Origin of the sequence: Parahaliea mediterranea (genome assembly GCF_017255185.1) — a bacterium.
Taxonomy (GTDB): Bacteria; Pseudomonadota; Gammaproteobacteria; order Pseudomonadales; family Halieaceae; genus JAFKCZ01.
Genome location: NZ_JAFKCZ010000003.1, coordinates 178348 through 199409, shown reverse-complemented (window position 1 = coordinate 199409; position 21062 = coordinate 178348). Strand labels below are relative to the sequence as shown.

Sequence of the window (21062 nt, the reverse complement as noted above, 5' to 3'; positions counted from 1 at the left end):
GGGGACGACGCGGCATGGGATTGGCACGTTTGGTACTGACCGCGGCGCTCGCGATCCTCGCGATCCAGCCGCTGCGGGCGGAGCAGCTGCGCGAACTGGCGGATTTCGCCGGCGTGCGCGACAACGCCCTGGTGGGCTATGGCCTGGTGGTCGGCCTCGACGGCTCCGGCGACCAGACCATGCAGACGCCCTTTACGACCCAGAGCCTGGCGAATATGTTTTCGCAGCTGGGCATTACCATCCCGCCCGGCACCAATATGCAATTGCGCAATGTCGCCGCGGTGATGGTGACCGCCAACCTGCCGGCCTTTGCCCGCCCGGGCCAGCGCATGGATGTGGTGGTGTCCTCCATCGGTAACGCCCGCAGCCTGCGCGGCGGCACGCTGTTGATGACACCCCTCAAGGGCGCCGATGGCGGCACTTACGCCCTGGCCCAGGGCAACCTGCTGGTGGGCGGCGCCGGCGCCGAGGCGGGCGGTAGTAGCGTGCAGGTCAACCAGCAGGCCTCTGGCCGCATCAGTGCCGGGGCCACCGTGGAGCGCGCGGTGCCCACCGCGCTGGGCGCCAACGGCGGCGTGCTGGAACTGCAATTGCGCGAAGCGGATTTCAGCACCGCGCAGCGGGTGGTGCACGCCATCAACAACGAATTTGGCCACGGCGTCGCCACCGCCCTCGACGGCCGGGTTATCCGCCTGAGCGGGCCGCAGGACCCCGGCCAGCGGGTCGGTTTCATGGCGCGGGTGGAGCGCCTCGATGTCAATCCGGCCGCGGCGCCGGCGCGGGTGGTGCTCAACTCGCGCACCGGTTCGGTGGTGTTGAATGGCAGGGTCACCCTGCGCGCCGCCGCGGTGGCCCACGGCAACCTGTCGGTGGTGATCGACACCGCCTATGGCGTCAGCCAGCCCGCGCCCTTCGGCGGGGGAGAGACGGTCGTGGTGCCGGACAGCGATATCAGTATCGAGCAGCAGGCCGGCACCCTGCGCATGGTCGAGGGCGCCAACCTGCTGGAAGTAGTGGATGCGCTCAACGCTCTGGGCGCGACGCCACAGGACCTGATGTCGATCCTCGAAGCCCTCAAGGCCGCGGGATCCCTGCGCGCCGAACTGGAGATTATCTGATGAGCGCTATTGACCCCACTAGCAGTTTCGCCCTGGACGTGAACAGCCTCGAGCGGATCAAACAGCAGGGCGCCCGGGATCCGGAGGCCGGTCTGGAGGCGGCGGCCGGGCAGTTCGAGGCCCTGTTCCTCAACCGGCTGATGGAGAGCATGCGCGAGGCCACGCCCCGCTCCGGCCTGCTCGACAGCCAGCAGACCCGTTTCTACGAGTCCCTGTTCGACCAGCAGTTGTCGCAGCACCTGGCGGGCAAGGGCCTGGGGCTCGCTGAACAGTTGCTGCGGGACTTGAAAGGCTGATCCGGTAGCGCCTGGGGGGCGGCCCCGGCGGGCCCCGGCGTTTTTTCCAGCGCCTTGCGAAAAGCGCAAAATCGGGCTAAAGCCCGGTCGCCGGCAGCCGATAGTTTTTGCAGTTCACCGCGCTCGCCAGCTTTTCTGGCCGGACTCAAGGAACCGAAAAAAACATGAGTATCTTCTCCATTGGACTCAGCGGCCTGAACGCCGCCCAGAACGCGCTCAACACCACGAGCAACAATATTTCCAATGTCTATACCCCGGGCTACAACCGGGAGATCACCATTCTCGGCGAGAGCCGGGTGGGCGATGGGGTCAAGGTCAACGACATCCAGCGGCAGTTCAACAGCTACGTGGCGGAGCAACTCAACGCCGCCAACAGCAAGACCAGCGCGCTGCAATCCTACGAGACCCAGGTGAGCCAGATCGACAACCTGCTGGCGGACAGCGAGTCCGGCCTGTCGGCGCTGATGCAAAACTTCTTCTCCTCGCTGGAAGACCTGGTCAGCACACCCTCCGACCCGGCGGCGCGCCAGGGCGTGGTGGGCGCGGCGGAGGCCATGAGCGCCCAGTTCCGCTCTTTTGACAGCTACCTGCGGGACATGCAGTCCGGTATCGACGGCCAGATTCGTGACGAGATCGGCCAGATCAACAACACCGCCAGCCAGGTGGCCCAGCTCAACCGCGAAATCGCCCTGGCCAAGGCGCGGACCGGCGAAGCCCCCAACAGCCTGCTGAACCAGCGCGATCACCTGGTGGCGGAACTCAGTGAGCGCGTCGATTTGCGCGTGAACATCCAGGACAGCGGTTCCTACAGCCTGTCGATCGCCAATGGCCAGCCCCTGGTCGCCGGCACCAAGAGCTTCTCGCTGGAGGCCACGACCTCCGCCACCGACCCCACGCGCACCGTGGTTGGCTACCGCGATTCCGCCGGCAACCTGGTGGAACTCAACGAAAAGAATCTCAAGGGCGGCTCCCTCGGCGGCCTGCTCAGCTTCCGTCGCGAGACCCTGGACAAGACCCAGAACCAGCTGGGACAGCTGGCGGTCTCCATGGCGGCCGGGTTCAATGCCCAGCACCAGGCGGGTGTGGATCTCAACGGCAACCCGGGGGGCGATTTCTTCGCGATGGGCACGCCGCGGGCATTCTCCAATGCCAATAACGCGGGCGGCGGCACCATCAGCGCGGTCTTCGGCGATATGACGCAGCTGACCAGCAGTGATTTCGAGCTGACCGTGACCAACGCCGCCACCGGCGAATTTGAAATCAAGCAACGCGATACCGGCGCGACCTTTACCGCCACCCTGGACGCCAGCGACCAGCTCACCTTCGGCGGCGTGGTGGTCACCATCGGCAGCCCTGGCACGCTGGTGGATGGCGACAGCTTCGAACTCCAGCCGACGCGGGTCGCCGCGGGCGGCATGGAGGCCCTGATCAACGATACCAGCGAAATTGCCGCGGGCATGGGCCCGGGCAGTGGCGACAACGAAAACGCCCTGGCCCTGCAAAAATTGCAGGATGAAGCGCTGGTCGGCGGTATGTCCACCCTGAACCAGGCCTATGCGGCGATAGTGGGGGACGTTGGCAACCGCACCAATATCGTGCAGGTCAACCTCGAGGCCCAACAGGGGCTCAGCTTGCAGCTGCGCGCGCTGCAGCAGTCCGAATCCGGGGTGAACCTGGACGAGGAGGCCGCCAATCTCATTCGCTACCAGCAGTATTACCAGGCCAATGCCAAGGTCATCGAGACCGGCACGGTCATCATCGACGCCCTGTTGGGCCTGCGTTAACCGTTTTCGGGGAGACTTTGCGATGCGCATCAGCACCGTAACCATGTTTGAGCAAAGCATGACGTCCATGAACCGCCAACAGGGGGACTTCATGAAGGTCGGCCAGCAGATCGCCTCCGGCCGCCGCGTGGTGAACCCCTCCGATGACCCCCAGGCCGCGTCGCGCGCGGTGCGGGTGTCCCAGGCCCAGGCGGTGACCCAGCAGTACTCCGATGCGCGGGTCAGCGCGCGCAATGCGTTGTCGCAGCAGGAGAGCATCCTCAACAGCGTCAGCGACGCGATTATCAGCGCCAAGACCCGGATAGTGCAGGCGGCCAACGGTACCCTGAGTGACGCCGACCGGGATTCGGTGGCGAGCGAGCTGCGCGGTATCTACGAAACCGTGATCGGCCAGGCCAACGCCACCGATGGCAACGGCCGCTACCTGTTTGGCGGCTACCAGGATGGCAGCGAGCCCTTCGTGCGCACCCCCGGCGGCGTGAATTACGTCGGCGACAACAACAGCCGCGAGCAGCGCATTGACGCCTCGCGCCAGATGCCGGTGGCGGATAACGGTGTGACGATTTTCCAGAGCGTGCACTCCGGCGCCGGCTATATGGCCGAGGCGGATCCGGCCAATGCCGGCAGCGCTACCTTCAAGGGGCCGCAGGTCCTGGATGTTACCGACCCGGGCTACGGCAACGCCTTCACCATCGATTTCACCGTGGTCGGCGCCACCACCACCTATTCGGTGAACGGCGGGCCCGCGCAGCCCTACGGCGACGGCGCGCCGATCCAGTTTGGTGGACTGTCAATGACGGTGAAGGGCGCCCCGGCGGACGGCGACAGCTTCACCGTCGACCGGGCGGTGAACATGAATACCGACCTGTTCCGCACCTTCGAGAAGGCCCTGGCCGTGCTGGAGAACCCGGCCGCCACGGATGCCGAGGTCGCGGCGCTGAAAAACACCGTGAACACGGTGATGCGTGAATTCGACAACAGCCTGGACAATGTCCTGACCACCCGCGCGTCGGTCGGTGCGCGGCTGAACGAGCTGGACGTGCTGGATTCGGTGGCGGGCAATCGGCAGCTCAACTACGAGCAGACCCTGTCGGATTTGGTGGACCTCGATTACGTGGAGGCTATCTCGGAGTACGTCCTGCGCCAGGTCGGGCTGCAGGCGGCGCAGAAGTCCTTCGTGGATATCAAAGGCATGTCGCTCTTCGATCACCTGTAGTGTCGCAGGCGCCTTCCCTGGCGCGCGATGCGTTTACAAGCCGGCCCAGTTGCCGGCTTTTTTTTGCGCGCACGAAAACCGGCGCCTCCCGTGTAGGGTCGAATTCATTCGACCGAAAAGCGGCGCAATGAATTGCGCCCTACAGGGGGAAGGGACTGCGTCGTGTAGGGTCGAATTCATTCGGCCGAAAAGCGGCGCAATGAATTGCGCCCTACAGGGGGAGGGGCCGCGTCGTGTAGGGTCGAATTCATTCGACCGAAAAGCGGCGCAATGAATTGCGCCCTACAGGGGGAAGGGGCCGCGTCGTGTAGGGTCGAATTCATTCGGCCGAAAAGCGGCGCAATGAATTGCGCCCTACAAGGGGAAGGGACTGCGTCGTGTAGGGTCGAATTCATTCGACCGAAAAGCGGCGCAATGAATTGCGCCCTACAGGGGGAAGGGGCCGCGTCGTGTAGGGTCGAATTCATTCGACCGAAAAGCGGCGCAATCAATTGCGCCCTACAGGAGGGAGGGGCCGCGTCGTGTAGGGTCGAATTCATTCGACCGAAAAGCGGCGCAATGAATTGCGCCCTACAGGGGGAAGGGACCGCGTCGTGTAGGGTCGAATTCATTCGACCGGCTCACCGCTCCCAACCCTCAGGGCAGCGGCGCCAGCACTTCCACTAACTGCTGCATGAACCCCAGGCCCTGGCCGAACAGGCTCTGCAGGTAGCGCCCGAAATCGGTCATCAGCACCGCCAGCAGGAAAATACCGGCGGTCAGCGAGGTGGGGAAGCCCACCGAGAATACCGTCAGCTGCGGCGCGGAGCGGTTGAGAATGCCCAGCGACAGGTTGATTACCAGCAGCGCGCCCACCAGCGGCAGCGCCAGCAACATGCCGGATATGAAAATCGTACTGCCAAAGCGCACCAGCAGTTCCATGGCCCCGGCGTTCAGCCCCAGCATGCCGATGGGCAGGGTGGTAAAGCTGCTGGCCAGGGTCTCGATGGCGATCAGGTGGCCGTTGACGGCGAGGAACATCAGCAAGGTGATCATGTAGAGCAGGCGCGACAGGATCATGGTGTTGGCCCCGGTGTCCGGCGAAACGAACGTGGCGAAACCCAGGCCCATCTGCAAACCGATGTACTCCCCCGCCGCCTGCACCGCGGCGAACATGATTTTGACCGTGAGGCCCATGGCCACGCCGATAATAACCTGCTCGACCATGATGCCGACGCCGGCCCAGGAGTAGATGGGTACATCCGGCAGCGGCGGCAGGGTGGCGCCGAGCACGACGGCGATCAGGGCAGTCAGGCCCATTTTGACCTGGTTGGGCACGCTGGAGTGGCCCCACAGCGGCGAGGCCATCACGAAGGCGGATATCCGCATGAAGGGCCACAGGAATGCCGCCAGCCATGCGTGTAACTGGACGAAGGTAATGTCAATCACAGTGTCGGGCCCCGGCTCGCGCTGGCGTCAGAACAGCATCTGCGGGATATTCTGTATCAGGTCCCGGGTGAAGTCGGTGATCAGCTGGAGCAACCAGGGGCCCATCAGCACCAGGGCCCCGAACACGCCGAGAATCTTGGGGATAAAGGACAGGGTCATTTCGTTGATCTGGGTCGCCGCCTGGAACAGGCTCACCAGCAGCCCGATAGACAGGGCGGTCAACAGCAGCGGGCCGGCCAGGAACAGGGTGACCACCATGCCCTGGTAGGCCAGGCTCATAACGGTTTCCGGTGACATGCGATCAATCCTCCCGGGCGGTCGAGCCGGCGGTTATATATAAAAGCTCTGCGCCAGCGAACCCACCAGCAATTGCCAGCCGTCCACCAGTACAAACAGCATCAGTTTGAAGGGCAGCGAGATGGTTGCCGGGGGCACCATCATCATCCCCAGGGCCATAAGTACGCTGGCCACCACCAGGTCAATGATCAGGAAGGGAATGAAAATCGTGAACCCGATCTGGAAGGCGGTTTTCAGTTCACTGGTAACGAAGGCGGGTAACAATACCCGCAGCGGTACGTCCTGGGGCCCCTGCATCGCGCCGACGTCGGCCAGGCGGGCGAACAGCGCCAGGTCGGGTTCGCGGGTCTGGGCCATCATGAATTCGCGAAAGGGTTGGCTGCCCACGCTGAAAAACTGCTCGAGGTTGATCTCCTCGCGGGTCAGGGGCAGCCAGGCCTGGTCGTAGACCTCGGTCAGCACCGGCGACATGATAAAGAAGGTCAGGAACAGCGTCAGGCCGAGCATCACCTGGTTGGGTGGCGCCGACTGGGTGCCCATTGCCGTGCGCAGCAGGCCCAGCACAATAATAATGCGCGTGAAGCAGGTCATCATCAGCAGTAGCGCGGGGAGAAAGGCCAGGCTGCTCAGCAGCACCAGGGTCTGCAGTTTGATCGACCACTGCTGGCCGCCATCCGCGGTGGGGGTGGTGACGATGCCGGGCAGGGTCGCCTGGGCCAGGCTGGTTTCCGGCAGTGCGAACAGTAGCGGCAACAGGAACAGGGCGATCAGGCGCGGTGTCACGATTGGCTGTCTCCGCGGCCCAGGGTGCGGCCGGCGTTGTGTTTGAGTGCCTGGGCGAAGCGGGCGGGGAAGCCGCCCTCCGCCGGCGCGGCGCGCTCGCCCGGTGCACCGCCACTTTCCGGTGCCGGCAAACTGTGCAGTTTGTTGACCTGGCCGCTGGCGACGCCCAGCACCAGCCAGGTACCCTCGACTTCCACCACCACCACCCGTTCGCGCGTACCCACCGCGGTGCTGGTGACCACGCGCAGCGCGCCCGGCCGTCCGCCGCGACCGGGGCCCAGGCGCTTGATCAGGGCGGCGCAGAGAAAAATCAGGGCGATAATCAGCGCCAGGGCCGCGGCGGTCTTGCCCAGCGTGGCCAGGCCGATGATGGCCTCGCCGCCGGCCGCGGCGCCGGGAAGTGCGGCGGCACTCATCGGTTCAGTTTTTGCACCCGCTCGGAAGGGGTGATGATCTCGGTGATGCGAATGCCGTAGCGGTCCTCAACGACCACCACCTCGCCCTGGGCGATGAGGTAGCCGTTGATCAGGATGTCCATGGGCTCGCCGGCCAGGCCGTCGAGCTCCACCACCGAGCCCTGGGTGAGTTCCAGCAGCTGTTTGATGGTGATGCGGGTGCGGCCCAGCTCCACGGTGAATTTCACCGGGATGTCCATGATCATTTCCAGGTCGCGGGCACCGGGACTGGCGACGCCCTGGTCCAGCGGTTTGAACACCTGCTCGCCGGCGTTGCCGGCGGATGCCGGCGCCGCGGCGGCCGGTTCACCGGCTGACTGTTCTACAGCAGCCTGCTCATCGAGGGCCGCGGCCCAGGGATCGTCGTCGGCGCCGTCGGCGGCGTCATCGCCAGTCTGCTCGGCCATGGCCTCGGCCCAATCGTCCTCGGGCTTGTTCTGATCGGGGTTGTTGGGATCAGTCATTGTCGGATTCCTTCGAAGTCGGCATTGATCCTTTGACAAAGGTGTGTTCGGGAACGGGGCCGGCGGGGGTGTGATCAATCATCTGTAGCACCCGCAACGCGCGCTGGTCATCACGGCTGCCGTATTCGCATTCCATCACCGGCACGCCATCGACCCGGGCGATGACCGTGTCGGGCAGTTCCATGGGCAGTACGTCACCGATATTCAGCGACATTACCTCGCCGATGCTGCTGGGCAGGTGGATAAAATCGGCGATCAATTCGACCTCGGACTGCCGCAGCTCCCCGGCCATGCGCTGCGTCCAGTTGGCGTCACTGGCTCCGTCCAGCACCGGATTGGTGAGCAGGTCGCGCAGCGGCTCGATCATCGAGTAGGGCATGCAGATCTGGAAATCGCTGGCGAGGTTGCCCACTTCCAGGTGGAAGGTGGTGTTGACCACGATCTCGTTGGGCGAATTGGTGATATTGGCGAACTTGGCCTGGATTTCCGAGCGCAGGTAACTGATGTTCAGGGCGTAGACCGACTGCCAGGACTCCTGGTAGGCGTCGATGGCCAGGTCCAGTATGCGGCGAATGATACGCTGCTCGGTGTTGGTGAACTCGCGGCCCTCGGACTTGGTCAGAAACCGGCCGTCGCCGCCGAACAGGTTGTCGACCACCATGAAGACCAGGCTCGGCGGGAACACCAGCAGGGCGGTGCCGCGCAGCGGTTTCATGGCGATCAGGTTGATATTGGTCGGCACCGGGACGTTGCGCGCAAAGTCCTTGTAGCTCTGGTAGCGCACCGAGTCCACGGTGATGTCGGCGCTGCGCCGCAGCAGGTTGAACAGGCCCACCCGGAAGTGCCGCGCGAAGCGCTCGTTGATGATGTCGAGCGTGTGCAGGCGCTCGCGGATAATGCGCTGCTGCGAGGCGGGGTCGTAGGGTTTGATCCGGGGCTCGCCGTCCTTGCTGTCGCCGCCCTCGTCCTCGCCGCCGTCGCCGCTCAGCAGGGCGTCAATCTCTTCCTGCGATAACAGGTCATCCTGGGACATGTCTGCTGGTCCTGGGCGCTGGCTACTGTACGATGAATTCGGTGAACAAAACGTCGCGGACCGCCAGCTCCGGCTGCGGTACCGCCATGGGCTCCTCGAGCATGGCTAGCACGCTGTCGGCGAGCTGGCGCTTGCCCGGCGGGGAGATCAGCGCCTCCGCTTCCTGGCCGGAAAACAGCGTCAACAGGCGGCTGCGCAGCTGCGGCATGTGCTGCAGCAGGAACTCGCGGGTTTCCTCGTTGCCCACCTGCAGGGATACGCCGGTGTAGAGCAGGCGGTTGCCGTAGCCGTCGGTTTGCAGGTTGACGGTAAAGGGCGCTATTTCCACGAATAGCGGTGTTTCCGATTCCACCGGCTCGGCCTTTTCCTCGGTGCCGGCGACCTGGTCGCCGCGCGCCAGCAGGTAGACATTGGTGGCGGCCATGCCCGCGGTGATCACCAGCAGGAGAATAATCAGCCACCACAGTTTGCGGGAGTCGCTTTGTGTATTTGCCATTGTCTGTATCTTTTTACCGAAGCCAGGGTTTCTCGTTCAGCGGGCCCAGTATGCCCCCGGGGCCGCGCGGGTGAAGTCGCGAATAGGCCCGCTAAGCGTGCCTATTCTCCGGTTTTGCCCGGGACTCAGGCGTAGAGGTCCACACCGGGGCCCGCCATCAGCGGGGCTCCGGGCGCATCGTCGGACGCCGTATCTACCGCCGGTTCCGCGGTGGCGTCACGGGCGGCTGTGCGGTTTTGTTCGCCGTTGCCCGCCTCGCCGCCGGCCTGGCGTTGCTGTTCCCCGACCGAGGTCTCACCCAGCGAGATGCCCTGTTCCGCGAGGGCCTCGCGCAGTTGCGGGATCGCCTGTTCCACCGCCGCGCGCACGGTGGCGTGGGCCGACAGGAACTGGGCCTGGGCCCCCTGGTCGTCGACTTTCAGCGAGACCGACAGCGGCCCCAGGTCGGCGGGGTTCAGGTGCAGTTCTACCTGGTGGCGGCCGCGCTGGGTAATGCTGCCCAACTGCTGGCCCAGCTGCTGTTGCCAGGCCGGGCTGGCCACCGGCGCACTCAGGCTCATCTGGGCCAGGGTGGCGGCGCTGCCCGTGCCGGCCCCCGGGGTGTTGGCGATACCTGTCGGGCGGTTGCCCCCCACTGCATCCGTCGGCCCCGGGGAGTCGGTGGCGTGCCGGGGCAGCTCGGTGTCCGCGTGCTGCGCGAACCGGGGCATTTCGGCCGGTGCCCGGCTGGCCGTGTCGGCGGCGGGATTCGCCGTTTGCGCGGCTTCGCCGATGGCGGGCGTGGCCGCCGTCAATGCCGGCTGTAGCGGCGCGTTGCCGGCGCCCGCTTGGGCGCCGCTCGGCAGGGCGTTGTTCGCCGGGCCCGCCTGGACCGTGCCGGCACTATTCACGCGTGTGGGCCGGTTCTCGCCGCCGCTAGCCAGTTGCTCGATCGCGCTGGCGACCGGTGGCGTCGCCACCGCGGCCAGGGCCGGGTTGTGATTCGCGGGCAGGGTCGTCTCCGGCGCGGGTGCGATTGCGCCCCGCACCTCCGGGGCATCGGTGTTGGCGGCCACGTCATCCCGCGGCAGCTGGGCTCCCGGCGCCGCAATGGCGGCGATGGGGGGCTGCGCCAGCGCCATGGCCGCCAGTTCCGGGTCGTTTTGCGGGTTGGTCGTCGCCGCTGGCTCGCTTTCGGTTTCAGTCGCGGGCCCGATGGGCGCCGGTTGGTCCGCCGTGTTCCGCGTCAGTGGCGGTACCTGCGCCAGCAGGGAGCGCGGCGGCAGGGGGGCATCGAGGGGGCGGGCGCCGCCGGTGCCCAAGGCCTTGGCCAGGGGCTTGGCGCCAACCGGTGGCGCGGGCAACTCGGCCTGGCCGGCCTTGGCCAGCAGGTTGCCCATGACATCGGCGAAGTCTCCCCCTTCGGCGGAAGCCGTGTTCCCGGTCGGTCGGGTCAACAGGTCCGTCGAGAGCAGTGCGGTGATATCCATGTGATCTCCTACTGGTCTGGTTGCTGTGACTGCAGGCGCGTCCGCGCGCTGAGGTTGGTGACGAATTCGTCGTTTTGCAGCATTTCACGCCGCTGTTCGCTACTGCGCTCGCGCTGTGCCCGCCGCTCGGCGAGGGTGTCGTAGGACGACAGTTTGCGCTGTTCCTGGCGCCAGTGTTCGCGCCGGTTGTCCACGCGTTTTTCCTGCTGCTCCAGGGCCTGCCCGGCGCGCTCGATGGCCGCGTCCAGCGACTGCAGGAAATCCCGGTAATTGGCCAGCGTGGCGGCGTCGGTGCCGCCCTGCAGCACGATTTGCATCTGGCTGGCGTATTCCCGCCGGTACTGGCGCAGGGTGTCCAGCTGCATGGCGGTCTGCCGGCTCTGCTGGCGCTCTTGCGCCAGCGCCTTGCCGGCGCCGTCGCGCGCCTTGCGCGCCAGTTCGATAAGGGTATCGAGCGGTTTGCCCCGATTCATAACGGTACTCCCACCGCGGCGGCCATCGCGGCGCGGGCGTCGTCGATGGTCGACTGCTCATCCATGGTCTGCTGGAGAAACTGCTCCAGGTGCGGGTGGAGCGCCACGGCGCGATCCAGTTGCGGGTCGTGCCCGGGGCTGTAGGCGCCCACGCTGATCAGGTCGCGGTTGCGCTGGTAGCGCGAGAAGTGCTGTTTGAACTGCTGCGCCGCCTGCTGCTGCTCGCGGCCGACGATGGCGCTCATCGCGCGGCTGATGGAGGCCTCGACATCGATCGCGGGGTAGTGGCCGGACTCCGCCAGCTGTCGCGACAGGACGATGTGGCCATCGAGGATGGCGCGCGCGGCGTCGGCGATGGGATCCTGCTGGTCGTCGCCCTCGGTGAGCACGGTGTAGAACGCGGTGATCGAACCGCCCCCGGGGCGGCCGTTGCCCGCCCGCTCCACCAGTGCCGGCAGCTTGGCGAATACCGAGGGCGGATAGCCCTTGGTCGCCGGCGGCTCGCCGATGGCCAGCGCAATCTCGCGCTGGGCCATTGCGTAGCGGGTCAGCGAGTCCATGATCAGCAGGACATTGCGGCCGCTGTCGCGGAAGTACTCGGCCAGGCGCGTGGCGTAGGCGGCGCCCTGCAGGCGCAGCAGTGGCGAGGTGTCCGCCGGTGCCGCCACCACCACGGCGCGGCGCCGGCCCTCCTCGCCGAGGATGTTGTCGATGAAGTCCTTGACCTCGCGCCCGCGCTCGCCGATCAGGCCGACCACGATGACGTCGGCGCTGGTGAAGCGCGCCATCATCCCCAGCAGCACCGATTTACCGACGCCGGAGCCGGCGAACAGCCCCATTCGCTGCCCGCGGCCGACGCTGAGCAGGGCGTTGATGGCGCGGATGCCGACGTCGATCTGGGTGTCGATCGGGGCACGATCGAGGGGGTTGAGGGGCGTGCAGGTCAGCGAGCCGCGCGCCGTGTCCTCGAGCGAGCCCTTGCTGTCCAGGGCCTGCCCGCAACCGTTTACCACCCGTCCGAGCAGGGCTTCACCCAGGGGAAAGCTGCGCTCGAGGCCGTCGCCGGCGTTGTTCAGGGGAAATACGCGGGCGCCCGGGGTGAGGCCGCTAAGCTCCACCAGGGGCATCAGGAACACCTTGTCGCCGGAGAACCCCACCACTTCCGCCTCGGCGAAGCGCTCCCCGTCAAGACCGGGGGCGAGTTCGATGCGACAGCCCGCGCCGAGGGGAACCTTGAGGCCGACCGCCTCGAGCACCAGGCCGGTGGCGCGCACCAGGCGGCCGCTGACCAGGTAGTCGGGGCTCGCCGCGATACGCTCGCGGACCTTGCCCAGGGTGCGGCCCCACTGGGCCCGGTGCGGGTTGCCCGCGAGGCCGGCGTTCACTGCTGCTGTCCCCCCGCCGTGGTGCGTCGCGAACGGGGGCGGCGCACGCGCGAAATCACTGACTGCCAGCGGCTCTCGCGGGTGGCGTCCAGTTCGCCGCTGGTACAGGTGACGCGGCAGCCGCCGCGGCTCAATTGGTCGTCCGGTTGCAGGGCCCAACCGGCGGCGGCGAATTCGTCGCCGAGTTCCTGCACGACCAGCTCATGGTCCAGGGGGTGTAGCCACAGACGCGGTTGTCCGGTCAGTAGCGGTTCGTCCTGGAGCAGTTTGTGGACCAGCTGCACCACCTGGTGCGGCCGCGCCTTGAGCGCCTCGCCGGCCAGTTGGCGACCGGTTTCCAGGGCCAGTTCCACCAGCTCGTCGGCCACCAGGTCGTCCAGGTCCTGCAGGGCATCGTGAAAGGTTTGCAGCAGGCCGGACATCGGTCCCAGCGCGTCCCGGGTCTGTTCCCGGAGCTCTTCCCGGCCCGCCTCGCGGCCCAGTGCCAGGCCCTCGGCGTGGCCCGCCTCGCGGCCGGCCGCCAGCCCCTGCTCGTAGCCCTCCTGGCGGGCCTGTTCCAGCGCGTGCTGGCGTTCGAGTTCGAACTCGGCGCGGCGCTGCAACTCGCGCCGGTGCTCGGCCTGGCGGCGTCGCTCCTGGGGGTCGGCCGCCACCTGTTTGCGCTGGCTGAGCTCGCCCATGCGCCAGCGTCGCCACTGGCCCTCGTCCTGCTCCGCTTGCATCGGCTGGAACTCAGACATAGGTGTCGTCCCCGCCGGTCAGTACGATCTCGCCGCTGTCCGCCAGGCGGCGCACCACCTGGAGAATGGCTTTTTGCTCGTTCTCCACGTGGGACATGCGGATCGGCCCGGAGGCGGCCATGTCTTCGCGCAGCAGGTCCGCGGCGCGCTGGGACATGTTGTGCAGGAACTTTTCCACCACGTCCTTGGGCGCGCCCTTGAGCGCCACCATCAGGGAGTTGGTGTTGATCTCCTTGAGGATCAGCTGGATCGCGCGGTCGTCCAGCTCCACCAGGTTCTCGAACAGGAACATCTCGTCGATGATTTTCTGTGCCAGGTCCTCGCTGTGCGCGCGCACCGTATCGATGACCGCCTCTTCCTGGCTGGAGTTCATCAGGTTCAGAATCTCCGCCGCGGTGCGCACCCCGCCCATCTTGCTGCGCTTGAGGTTCTGGCCGTTGAGCATGTTGCCCAGGACCTCGGTCAGTTCCTGCAGCGCGGCGGGCTGTACGCCGCTGAAAGTGGCGATGCGCAGCACCACGTCATTGCGCAGCTTTTCGTCGAACAGCTCCAGAATGTCCGCCGCCTGGCGCCGCTCGAGGTGGACCAGGATGGTGGCGATGATCTGCGGGTGCTCCTCGCGAATCATCTCGGTCACCAGGGTCGGATCCATGATGTTGAGGGCGTCGATACCGGAATTGGTGCCGCTGTGCTCGAGAATGTCCTCGATCAGGCTGGAGGCGCGCTCGCTGCCCAGGGCCTTGGTCAGGATGGCGCGGATGTGGTCGCTGGTGTGCAGGTTGAGGGCCGCGTACTCTTCGGCTTCGCTGTGAAAGGCGTCGAGTACCTGCCGCATCTCGGCGTGCGACACCTGGCCCAGGCTGGCCATCTCCTGGCCCAGGTCCTGGACCTCGCGGGCCGACAGGTGCTTGAACACTTCCGCGGCGGCGTCCTCTTCCAGGGCCAGCAGCAGGATGGCGGCGCGGCGCGGGCCGCTGATCTTGATCGATTCGTTATTCATACTTGGCGATCCAGTTGCGTACGATCATGGCGATAATGGCCGGTTCTTCCTCCGACATCGCCTTCAGGTCGGCCAGTTTCTGCTCGTAGCCGGAGGGCTTGCGGCGGCGGCCCCGGGGCATGTCGTAGGTGCCGTCCCCGGCGTCGCCGGCTTCGTCAGCCTCCAGTTCGTCGTCGCCGACCATGGCGCGAATCCGGGGTTCCTCCCTGGCCTCTTCCTGGGGCGGCGCGGTGTAGCGGCGCAGCAGTGGCCGCAGCAGCCAGCGATACAGCAATACCGCCAGAATCAGCACCAGCAGGTAGCGGCCGAGCTGCAGTACCAGGCGCTGGATGTCCGGTGATTGCCACCATTGTTGCTCGACGATGACGGGGCGCTGTTCGGTAAAGGGACTGTTCACCACTTCCAGCTCGTCGCCCCGGGCCTCGTCGTAACCCATGGCCTGGCGCACCAGGCGGGTGATGCGTTCCAGTTCTTCCGGCGGCAGTGGTTCCTGCACGGTTTCGCCGTCTTCGTTGGTGGCCTCGCGGTAGTTGACGACCACCGCGACCGACAGGCGCTGGACGCGTCCGCGGCGGTGCTGGGTATGGGTGACGTTGCGGTCGACCTCGTAGTTGACCACGTCCTCGCGCTGCAAGTTGTCCGGGCGACCGTCATCGGTGTTGTCCTGCGGCTCGCCGTTGTCGTCGGCGGGGGGCAGTTCGACCGGGGAGGGCGCGGCGCCGGGTGGCGTGTTGCTGAGCGCCCCGGGCACGCCGCGGGCCACTTCGTCGCCGCCGGTGAAGGAGGTGCGGGTCTGCGCGCTGCGCACCGCGGCGGCGTTGTCGCCCTGGTTGGGGCCGTAGCGCTCGGCGGTTTCCTCGCGGCTGGTAAAGTCGATTTGCGCCGCCACCTGGGCGCGCAGGTTGGCGTTGCCGAGGATGGGGCTGAGGATGCTCTCGATGCGCTGACGGTAGCTGTGCTCGACTTCCTGGATGTAGTCGAGCTGGGTGCCGTCCAGATCGCGTCCGCCGGCGGCGCCCGGGCGGGACAGCAGGCTGCCGTTCTGGTCCACCACGGTGATGTCCTCGATCGCCAGTTCCGGCACGCTGCTCGATACCAGGTGGACGATGGCGTTGACCTGGCCCTCGCCGAGGCTGCGACCGGGCTGCAGCGTCAGTACCACCGAGGCCTTGGCCGGCTTGTGCTCGCGCACGAAGACCGAGGGGCGCGCCATTGCCAGGTGCACGCGCGCCCGGGATACCGGGCCGAGGGATTCGATGGACGAGGCCAGCTGGCCCTCGAGGCCGCGCTGGAAGTTCACCTGCTCGTTGAACTGGCTGACGCCGAAGGCCTGGTTGTCCATGATCTCGAAGCCGACGTTGCCGCCCCGCGGCAGCCCCTGCTCCGCCAGGCGCAGGCGCAGGTCGTGCACTTGCTCCCCGGGCACCAGCAGGGCCTGGCCGCCGGGGCCGAAACGGTAGGGAACGCCGCGCTGGTCGAGTTCGGCGATGATGCGCCCGCCGTCGGCTTCGCTCAGGTTGCTGAACAGCACCCGGTATTCCGGGGCGCTGGCCCAAAGGAACAGTGCGGTGACAATAGCGATGACCGCCGCGCCGCCAAAGAGCAGGGGGATCAGGGGGTTGTCGCGCAATTGCGCCAGCCACCGCGGCTGGCTGTTGCCCGGCGCGGTGGTTTCCTGTTGTTTGCCGTCAGTGGCGGACGGGCCGTTGCTCATGTATCTCCCTCTGGGCAACAGTGCCTTAAAAGTTCCGCGGATATTGGCCGATAGTTGGGCCATCGCCGCAGCGTTGGTTCGTGAGAGCCCGCCCAGTCATTGAGCGGAACCATGACAGCAGCCATTATGCGGAGGGCTCGCAAGAGCAAAGGCAAGAAAAGCTCGTTTTTTTGCCGTCAATTGGTCGCTTGGGCGCGGCGCGCGGCTTGCTACCATGCTCGCTACTTCAGCACTATGGGAAGGAGCAGCGCATGAGCACTCCCGGGATTCAATCGGCCCTCAACCAGATGCAGGTCCTTGCCGGCCAGGCCGGCGGCGCGCCCGACAAGGGCGCCAGGGTATCCGCGACAGTGGGCGAGGGCGGTTTCGCCGACACCCTGTACGGCGCCCTGCAGCGCATCAATCACTTGCAGCAGGTGTCGGGGGACCAGGCCAAGGCCTTCCAGGCCGGCGCGCCCGGCGTCTCCCTGCACGACGTCATGATGGACGGCCAGAAGGCCAGCGTGGCCTTCGAACTCGGCGTCCAGGTGCGCAACCGCCTGGTCACCGCCTACAAAGACATCATGAACATGCAGGTGTAATGAAATGGGCGACGGATACCTGTTTCAAAAATTGGTATCCGTCCCGAATGGCACTTTCTCTAGTCAAAAACAGGGTATGTTGCCCTCTGTAGGGTCGAATTTATTCGAACAAAAGCGGTGCACACGGCCTCAATGGCCGAATAAATTCGGCCCTACAGCTGTTAAGCATGCGGCATTCGTATCCGCTCCCTTTTCTCTAGTGTCTGTCATGCCCAAACGCTTTTATCGGGGATCTATAGCCGTCACGCGCCGTCGTTCAGCAGCAGGCCCCGCAGCTCATCCAGGCGCTCGACGAAGGCCAGGACTTCCTCGGAGGGGATCTGGCGGATGACGTCCCGCGTTTCGAGGTCGACGATCTGGGTCACCGTCTGGGGCGGATCGCCGGTGATCTCGAATTCCACGCCGTAGCTGCGCAGTACGCTGTTGATGCGTCGCGCCTGGTCCTGTAGTTCTTCCCGCCCGAGGGCCTGGGCCTGTTGCACCGCGCGCTGGTCGGCGCTGCCGGTGGGGAGTTGGGCCAGCACTTTTTCCACCTGCTGGCGCGGCGTGGCGTAGCTCGGCGTGGTTGATTGCGCGCGCGCGGGGTGCGCGCCTTCGAGAGGGGAAGTCATATGCATACGTCCTGTACTAACGAAACCGGCCCGCACAATGCAGGCCCCTGTGCAGGCTATCGGCGAAAAGTTAGCGATCTTTAACAGACGGGCCGGCGCGCCCCCTCCCGCTCGGCCGGCGCGCCCCGGTATCAGCCCGGAACCCGGGCGTACTCTCGCCAGGTCTGGTCGACCTGCTCCAGCTTCACATCCGGCTTGATCCTGAACACGCCGGCGCTCTCGCACTGCTGCAGTGGCTCGAGGAAATTCAGCACGACGTGGTATTGAGGGCGGTTCCAGAAGTCGTGAATGAAAATCCTGGTCGTGTCGACAGGCGCATTGCGCGCCAGGCAGTGGCGGATCGCCGACATTGCGCAGGCCACCCGAAAGCGGCCATCCACCAGAATAAGGTCGAAATTCGCGTCGTGCCGGTCGATGGCCAGGCTGTAGTCGGGGAAGCGTTCCTGGTGCTCCATGGAAATCGGGAAACCCCATTCCTTGGTGGGTCCGATATCCACCACGTCTACCTGGCAGGGCTCGCCGAGGCGTTCCTTGAGCGCGCCGACCCACTGGTGATCGCTCTCGACGCCTCGCACCGTGAGGCCGCGTTCGACGGCCCAGACCGTGGAGCCGCCAGAGCCGTATTCAAAGTAGCTGGTGGCCTGCTCCAGGCAGCGCCTGAAGAGGTCGGCCTCGCCGGGGCTCATAAAGGGCGCATCGGGCACCTGAACAGTGTCACCCGGGTTGGCCGGAGCAGGCGTTGGCGCTGGCGCCGTCCGGGGCTTTTCGCCAGTGCCGACGGATAGCGATTCCAGGTAGCGCGCGGCCAGCGCCGGGTCAATGGCCTGCAACTGGGCGTGACAGAGGTCGTGTATGCCGAATACGGTATGCAGCAGGAAGGCGAGCTTCATGCGCCGCGGCGCCTCCAGTGCGGCCAGGCGCGCCTGCGAGGGAATGAACAGGGCGTCGGCACTGCTGAGCTCGCTTGCCTGCCGGTTGCGCAGCTCGCAATCCTCGGGGAACTGGCTGGCATGGGTCGGGTCATTGAGGCGGTAGAAGCGGAAGTCGTGGCGCTTAGCCCAGTGTTCCAGCTCCGCCAGGCTCGACTGCCGCTCATGGCTGTGCTGGAAAGGAGCCCGCACCTGCAAAAGCAGGGTGTCGCGCAGGGCCCGTGCGCCGTTGTCGAGAATCGCGATATTGTCCGCGCGGTGATCCAGAACCAGCCAGTCGATGGCGCCAAGGCCCTCGATGTGGTCCAGGGCCACGGTGTTGATCGGCAGTTCGGCCAATACCCGGGCACCGCGCGCCTGGCCCGCGCCGAGTTGGGCGTCCGGCAGGGGCTTGAGGGTCGCGCTCATGGCGGGGTCCAGGCAGGCGTAGAGCGTGGCCGGGCGGCCGTCGCCAAGCGATGCGTGCGGGAAAAGCTGGACGCTGTCCTGCCCCGGGGCAAAGCGCTCGGGGCCGGCGACCTCGCTCAGGGGGTCGAAGCCGACGACGGTAAACGCGTCGAGTGCCCGCAGGCTGTCGAAACCGCTGTCCCGGAACAGCTTGGCGCCGTTGTCGATGGCCACCACGCGCCCTTCCAGTTGCCAGGGGAAGCCACTGTTGCCATCGGCGTCGTTGGCGGCCTCGGGCCGCAGCGCGGGCCCGATAGGTTCCATGTCGCCCTCGAAGCAGGCCTGCCCCTCGCGGTTGAAGTGTAGCGCGGCGGGGGGCTGCTGGCGGCAGTAGCGTTGCCAGATGCCGCGCAGCGCGGTGGCCAGGTGGCCGGCGAAGCGCTTGTAATCGCACACCGGCGAGGCCTTGAGCTGTTGCCGCAGGCTGCGTCGGATCAGGGCCAGGTTGTCGGGGTCGGAGGCCAGTTCCAGGGCCAGCGAATGGTACTGTTCCCAGGATTCGGCGACCAGTTCCGGCAGGCCGGCATGGGTCAGGTGGCTGGCCGAATGGCGGCCGGCAAAGCTGGGGCCGGGGAGGGTGACCACCGGTACGCCCATCAGCAGGGCCTCGCAGGTGGTGAGCCCGCCCGAGTAGGGCCAGCAATCGAGCGCGATATCCACCCGGTTGTAGGACTCCAGCAGGGTGTAATGGTTCGAGTGGCCTTCTAGAATTAGTCGTTCGCGGGGGATGGCGCCGTGTTCAAAATGCGCCAGTAGGCGCTCCTGAAACTCTTTGCTGTCGAATTGCATGCCTTTCAGAAAAAGTCGGCTGTCAGGCACTTCGTGCAAGAGCTTGATCCATTGATCCAGTAGCTCTTCATTAAGCTTGGAGGGATTATTGAAACAGCCAAAGGTGATGTAGCCGTTCTCCGAGACCGGGGGCAGCGTGAGTTCCGGGGCATTGCCGCGCGGCATATAGCATATGTAGTCGTTGGGCATGCGAATTAGTTTTTCCACATACCAGTCGTCGACTCCCTCCGGCGTTTCCACCTTGTCCGAGATGAGGTAATCCATGGAGGCCAGGCCAGTGGTATTGATCAGCCCGCCGACCCATTTGACCTGCAGCGGTGCAGGCCGCGCGGCAAAGGCCCGCAAGCGGCTGCCTTCCGTGTGACCACAAAGATCCAGCAGGATATCGATGTTGTCCTGGCGGATGCGCTCGCTAAGACGGGATTCGCTTAGGTGGGTGATGGACAGCCAGTGGTCGACGCGATTGCGCATTCGCTCGGTGAGAGCGTCGTCCTGGTCACTCATGCTGTAGGCGAAGAGTTCAAATTGCTCATGCGGAAGGGCCTCGATGGCAGAGGTGATCATCTGACCCACCGGGTGAATGCGAAAGCCCGCCGACACCATGCCGATGCGCAGGCGCCGATGCTCGAAACGGTCCTCTGGTTCCGGGGCAATTGGTGCTGGGTTGGGGCCGAAGCGGCTATCCCATTGGCGATGGGCTTCGTACAAGTCTTGGGCCGAGTGCGCTGGGTTATAGTGCATGGAGGCGAGGTAGTTCGAATAGATTTTGTCGCTATCCGGTGCCAATTCTAGGGCTCGCCAGTAGTTCCGCTCCGCTTCCTCGAAGCGGCCAACGTTGCGGTAGGCGTTGGCCAGGTTAGATAAGTGAACTGGGTCGTCGGGGAAGCTGGCTACCAGTTTTTCGTGGGTGGCAATGCTTTCGCCGAAGCGGGTGAGTTTAGCGAGGGCGTAGGCCTTTCGCGACAGTACGGCATCGTCGGAGGGGTAGTGCTTCTCGGCGATGGCGATATGTTCCAGGGCTTGTTTATAGCCCGCGGCATCGTTGTAGAGCTTGATCAGTAGCAGTCGCGCCTGCTTGAAGCGAGGCTTGAGGCGCAGCGCTGTTTCCAGATGATCTACTGCCTCGTTTGCGCGGCCAAGCCGATACAGGGCTTGGGCCCGGGTGTTGTGGAGTTCCGGGTCGTTGGCATCCAAGGCCTGGGCCTTGTCGAGTGCTTCCAGAGACCTGATCCACTCCCCCGACTCCAGCAGTACCGAGCCCATGGCCTTCCAGGAGAAGGTGTCCGCAGCGTAGTCGCGAATCAGGGTTTCGCTCAGGGTTAGGGCATCCGGCCAGGCGCGCTGCTGGTACAAGGAGACCAGCCGTTCCCGGAGTTTGTCCGGCACGAGTGGCCTGCGGTGCCTCGCTTTGATCCTGTGTGCCTGCTTACCCATGCTGATATCCAGTGTGAACAGTGTGTAGTTGCCAGCCTAGCGTATGACGATCTTGTCCAATCAAAAAAAAAGGGCGCCAAAAGGCGCCCTATTCGTGAGGCCGAAGGCCTCGACTGTTTA

At 65.6% G+C, this 21062-nt stretch carries 20 protein-coding genes; 5 read left to right on the top strand and 15 right to left on the bottom strand.

Annotated features, from left to right (window positions below; all coding sequences use genetic code 11):
* Window positions 1–14 precede the first annotated feature (14 nt).
* From JYP50_RS04525 to flgL, 4 genes are all read left to right on the top strand, one after another.
* Window positions 15–1118: a flagellar basal body P-ring protein FlgI gene (locus JYP50_RS04525; protein WP_206559284.1), complete on the top strand. Its 1104-nt coding sequence runs from the start codon at window positions 15–17 to the stop codon at window positions 1116–1118.
* Entirely contained in the window at window positions 1118–1414 is a 297-nt protein-coding gene (locus tag JYP50_RS04520) for a rod-binding protein (protein WP_206559283.1), read from the top strand. The genes JYP50_RS04525 and JYP50_RS04520 overlap by 1 nt, the downstream gene beginning before the upstream one ends.
* Window positions 1415–1578: 164 nt before the next feature.
* The gene (gene flgK / locus JYP50_RS04515) at window positions 1579–3198 is read left to right on the top strand and encodes a flagellar hook-associated protein FlgK (RefSeq protein WP_206559282.1); all 1620 of its coding nucleotides are present in this window, start codon (window positions 1579–1581) and stop codon (window positions 3196–3198) included.
* A gap of 22 nt (window positions 3199–3220) precedes the next feature.
* Window positions 3221–4414, top strand: a complete 1194-nt coding sequence (flgL, locus tag JYP50_RS04510) for a flagellar hook-associated protein FlgL (protein ID WP_206559281.1) — start codon at window positions 3221–3223, stop codon at window positions 4412–4414.
* Between the two features lie 636 nt (window positions 4415–5050).
* On the opposite strand, the gene fliR is transcribed toward flgL, so the two are convergent.
* The 13 genes from fliR to fliF all read right to left on the bottom strand — a co-directional run bounded on the left by fliR (window position 5051) and on the right by fliF (window position 16151).
* Window positions 5051–5842, bottom strand: a complete 792-nt coding sequence (gene fliR, locus JYP50_RS04505; RefSeq protein WP_206559280.1) for a flagellar biosynthetic protein FliR — start codon at window positions 5840–5842, stop codon at window positions 5051–5053.
* Between the two features lie 27 nt (window positions 5843–5869).
* Window positions 5870–6139 carry a flagellar biosynthesis protein FliQ gene (gene fliQ, locus JYP50_RS04500; protein WP_206559279.1) on the bottom strand — a complete coding sequence of 90 codons (270 nt, stop codon included), beginning with the start codon at window positions 6137–6139 and terminating at the stop codon, window positions 5870–5872.
* A gap of 33 nt (window positions 6140–6172) precedes the next feature.
* Window positions 6173–6922 (bottom strand): flagellar type III secretion system pore protein FliP, encoded by a 750-nt coding sequence (gene fliP, locus JYP50_RS04495; protein ID WP_431311287.1) that lies wholly within the window; start codon window positions 6920–6922, stop codon window positions 6173–6175.
* On the bottom strand, window positions 6919–7338 hold the full coding sequence (gene fliO, locus JYP50_RS04490; protein WP_206559278.1) for a flagellar biosynthetic protein FliO: 420 nt from the start codon (window positions 7336–7338) through the stop codon (window positions 6919–6921). The genes fliP and fliO overlap by 4 nt, the downstream gene beginning before the upstream one ends.
* A complete protein-coding gene (gene fliN / locus JYP50_RS04485; RefSeq protein ID WP_206559277.1) occupies window positions 7335–7841 on the bottom strand; it encodes a flagellar motor switch protein FliN in 507 nt (168 codons plus the stop codon). Before fliN ends, fliO begins: the two co-directional genes overlap by 4 nt.
* On the bottom strand, window positions 7834–8874 hold the full coding sequence (fliM, locus tag JYP50_RS04480; RefSeq protein WP_206559276.1) for a flagellar motor switch protein FliM: 1041 nt from the start codon (window positions 8872–8874) through the stop codon (window positions 7834–7836). Before fliM ends, fliN begins: the two co-directional genes overlap by 8 nt.
* Before the next feature lie 22 nt (window positions 8875–8896).
* Window positions 8897–9370 (bottom strand): flagellar basal body-associated protein FliL, encoded by a 474-nt coding sequence (gene fliL, locus JYP50_RS04475; protein WP_206559275.1) that lies wholly within the window; start codon window positions 9368–9370, stop codon window positions 8897–8899.
* Window positions 9371–9495: 125 nt separating this feature from the next.
* Window positions 9496–10839 (bottom strand): flagellar hook-length control protein FliK, encoded by a 1344-nt coding sequence (locus JYP50_RS04470; RefSeq protein ID WP_206559274.1) that lies wholly within the window; start codon window positions 10837–10839, stop codon window positions 9496–9498.
* 8 nt (window positions 10840–10847) lie between these two features.
* Complete coding sequence (gene fliJ, locus JYP50_RS04465; RefSeq protein WP_206559273.1) at window positions 10848–11312, bottom strand: flagellar export protein FliJ; 465 nt, start codon at window positions 11310–11312, stop codon at window positions 10848–10850.
* Complete coding sequence (gene fliI / locus JYP50_RS04460) at window positions 11309–12646, bottom strand: flagellar protein export ATPase FliI (RefSeq protein ID WP_206559364.1); 1338 nt, start codon at window positions 12644–12646, stop codon at window positions 11309–11311. Before fliI ends, fliJ begins: the two co-directional genes overlap by 4 nt.
* Before the next feature lie 47 nt (window positions 12647–12693).
* Window positions 12694–13437 carry a flagellar assembly protein FliH gene (locus JYP50_RS04455; protein ID WP_206559272.1) on the bottom strand — a complete coding sequence of 248 codons (744 nt, stop codon included), beginning with the start codon at window positions 13435–13437 and terminating at the stop codon, window positions 12694–12696.
* Window positions 13430–14437 carry a flagellar motor switch protein FliG gene (gene fliG, locus JYP50_RS04450; protein ID WP_206559271.1) on the bottom strand — a complete coding sequence of 336 codons (1008 nt, stop codon included), beginning with the start codon at window positions 14435–14437 and terminating at the stop codon, window positions 13430–13432. Before fliG ends, JYP50_RS04455 begins: the two co-directional genes overlap by 8 nt.
* Window positions 14430–16151, bottom strand: a complete 1722-nt coding sequence (gene fliF / locus JYP50_RS04445; protein WP_206559270.1) for a flagellar basal-body MS-ring/collar protein FliF — start codon at window positions 16149–16151, stop codon at window positions 14430–14432. The genes fliG and fliF overlap by 8 nt, the downstream gene beginning before the upstream one ends.
* Before the next feature lie 251 nt (window positions 16152–16402).
* On the opposite strand from fliF, the gene fliE reads away from it, so the two are divergent.
* Window positions 16403–16732: a flagellar hook-basal body complex protein FliE gene (gene fliE, locus JYP50_RS04440; protein ID WP_206559269.1), complete on the top strand. Its 330-nt coding sequence runs from the start codon at window positions 16403–16405 to the stop codon at window positions 16730–16732.
* A 242-nt stretch (window positions 16733–16974) separates the two neighbouring features.
* Here the strand turns inward: fliE and JYP50_RS04435 are convergent, their stop codons facing one another.
* Complete coding sequence (locus JYP50_RS04435) at window positions 16975–17343, bottom strand: flagellar protein FlaG (protein ID WP_206559268.1); 369 nt, start codon at window positions 17341–17343, stop codon at window positions 16975–16977.
* A 131-nt stretch (window positions 17344–17474) separates the two neighbouring features.
* Window positions 17475–20894 carry a tetratricopeptide repeat protein gene (locus tag JYP50_RS04430; protein ID WP_206559267.1) on the bottom strand — a complete coding sequence of 1140 codons (3420 nt, stop codon included), beginning with the start codon at window positions 20892–20894 and terminating at the stop codon, window positions 17475–17477.
* Window positions 20895–21062 lie beyond the last annotated feature (168 nt).

Bases quoted from the DNA above. Each gene is read 5' to 3' on its own strand.
- flgK (WP_206559282.1), top strand. From the start codon at position 1,579: ATGAGTATCTTCTCCATTGGACTCAGCGGCCTGAACGCCGCCCAGAAC.
- fliL (WP_206559275.1), bottom strand. From the start codon at position 9,370: ATGGCAAATACACAAAGCGACTCCCGCAAACTGTGGTGGCTGATTATT.
- flgL (WP_206559281.1), top strand. From the start codon at position 3,221: ATGCGCATCAGCACCGTAACCATGTTTGAGCAAAGCATGACGTCCATG.
- fliG (WP_206559271.1), bottom strand. From the start codon at position 14,437: ATGAATAACGAATCGATCAAGATCAGCGGCCCGCGCCGCGCCGCCATC.
- fliE (WP_206559269.1), top strand. From the start codon at position 16,403: ATGAGCACTCCCGGGATTCAATCGGCCCTCAACCAGATGCAGGTCCTT.
- JYP50_RS04455 (WP_206559272.1), bottom strand. From the start codon at position 13,437: ATGTCTGAGTTCCAGCCGATGCAAGCGGAGCAGGACGAGGGCCAGTGG.
- fliQ (WP_206559279.1), bottom strand. From the start codon at position 6,139: ATGTCACCGGAAACCGTTATGAGCCTGGCCTACCAGGGCATGGTGGTC.
- JYP50_RS04470 (WP_206559274.1), bottom strand. From the start codon at position 10,839: ATGGATATCACCGCACTGCTCTCGACGGACCTGTTGACCCGACCGACC.
- JYP50_RS04520 (WP_206559283.1), top strand. From the start codon at position 1,118: ATGAGCGCTATTGACCCCACTAGCAGTTTCGCCCTGGACGTGAACAGC.
- JYP50_RS04435 (WP_206559268.1), bottom strand. From the start codon at position 17,343: ATGACTTCCCCTCTCGAAGGCGCGCACCCCGCGCGCGCGCAATCAACC.
- fliJ (WP_206559273.1), bottom strand. From the start codon at position 11,312: ATGAATCGGGGCAAACCGCTCGATACCCTTATCGAACTGGCGCGCAAG.
- fliM (WP_206559276.1), bottom strand. From the start codon at position 8,874: ATGTCCCAGGATGACCTGTTATCGCAGGAAGAGATTGACGCCCTGCTG.
- fliN (WP_206559277.1), bottom strand. From the start codon at position 7,841: ATGACTGATCCCAACAACCCCGATCAGAACAAGCCCGAGGACGATTGG.
- fliO (WP_206559278.1), bottom strand. From the start codon at position 7,338: ATGAGTGCCGCCGCACTTCCCGGCGCCGCGGCCGGCGGCGAGGCCATC.
- JYP50_RS04525 (WP_206559284.1), top strand. From the start codon at position 15: ATGGGATTGGCACGTTTGGTACTGACCGCGGCGCTCGCGATCCTCGCG.
- fliF (WP_206559270.1), bottom strand. From the start codon at position 16,151: ATGAGCAACGGCCCGTCCGCCACTGACGGCAAACAACAGGAAACCACC.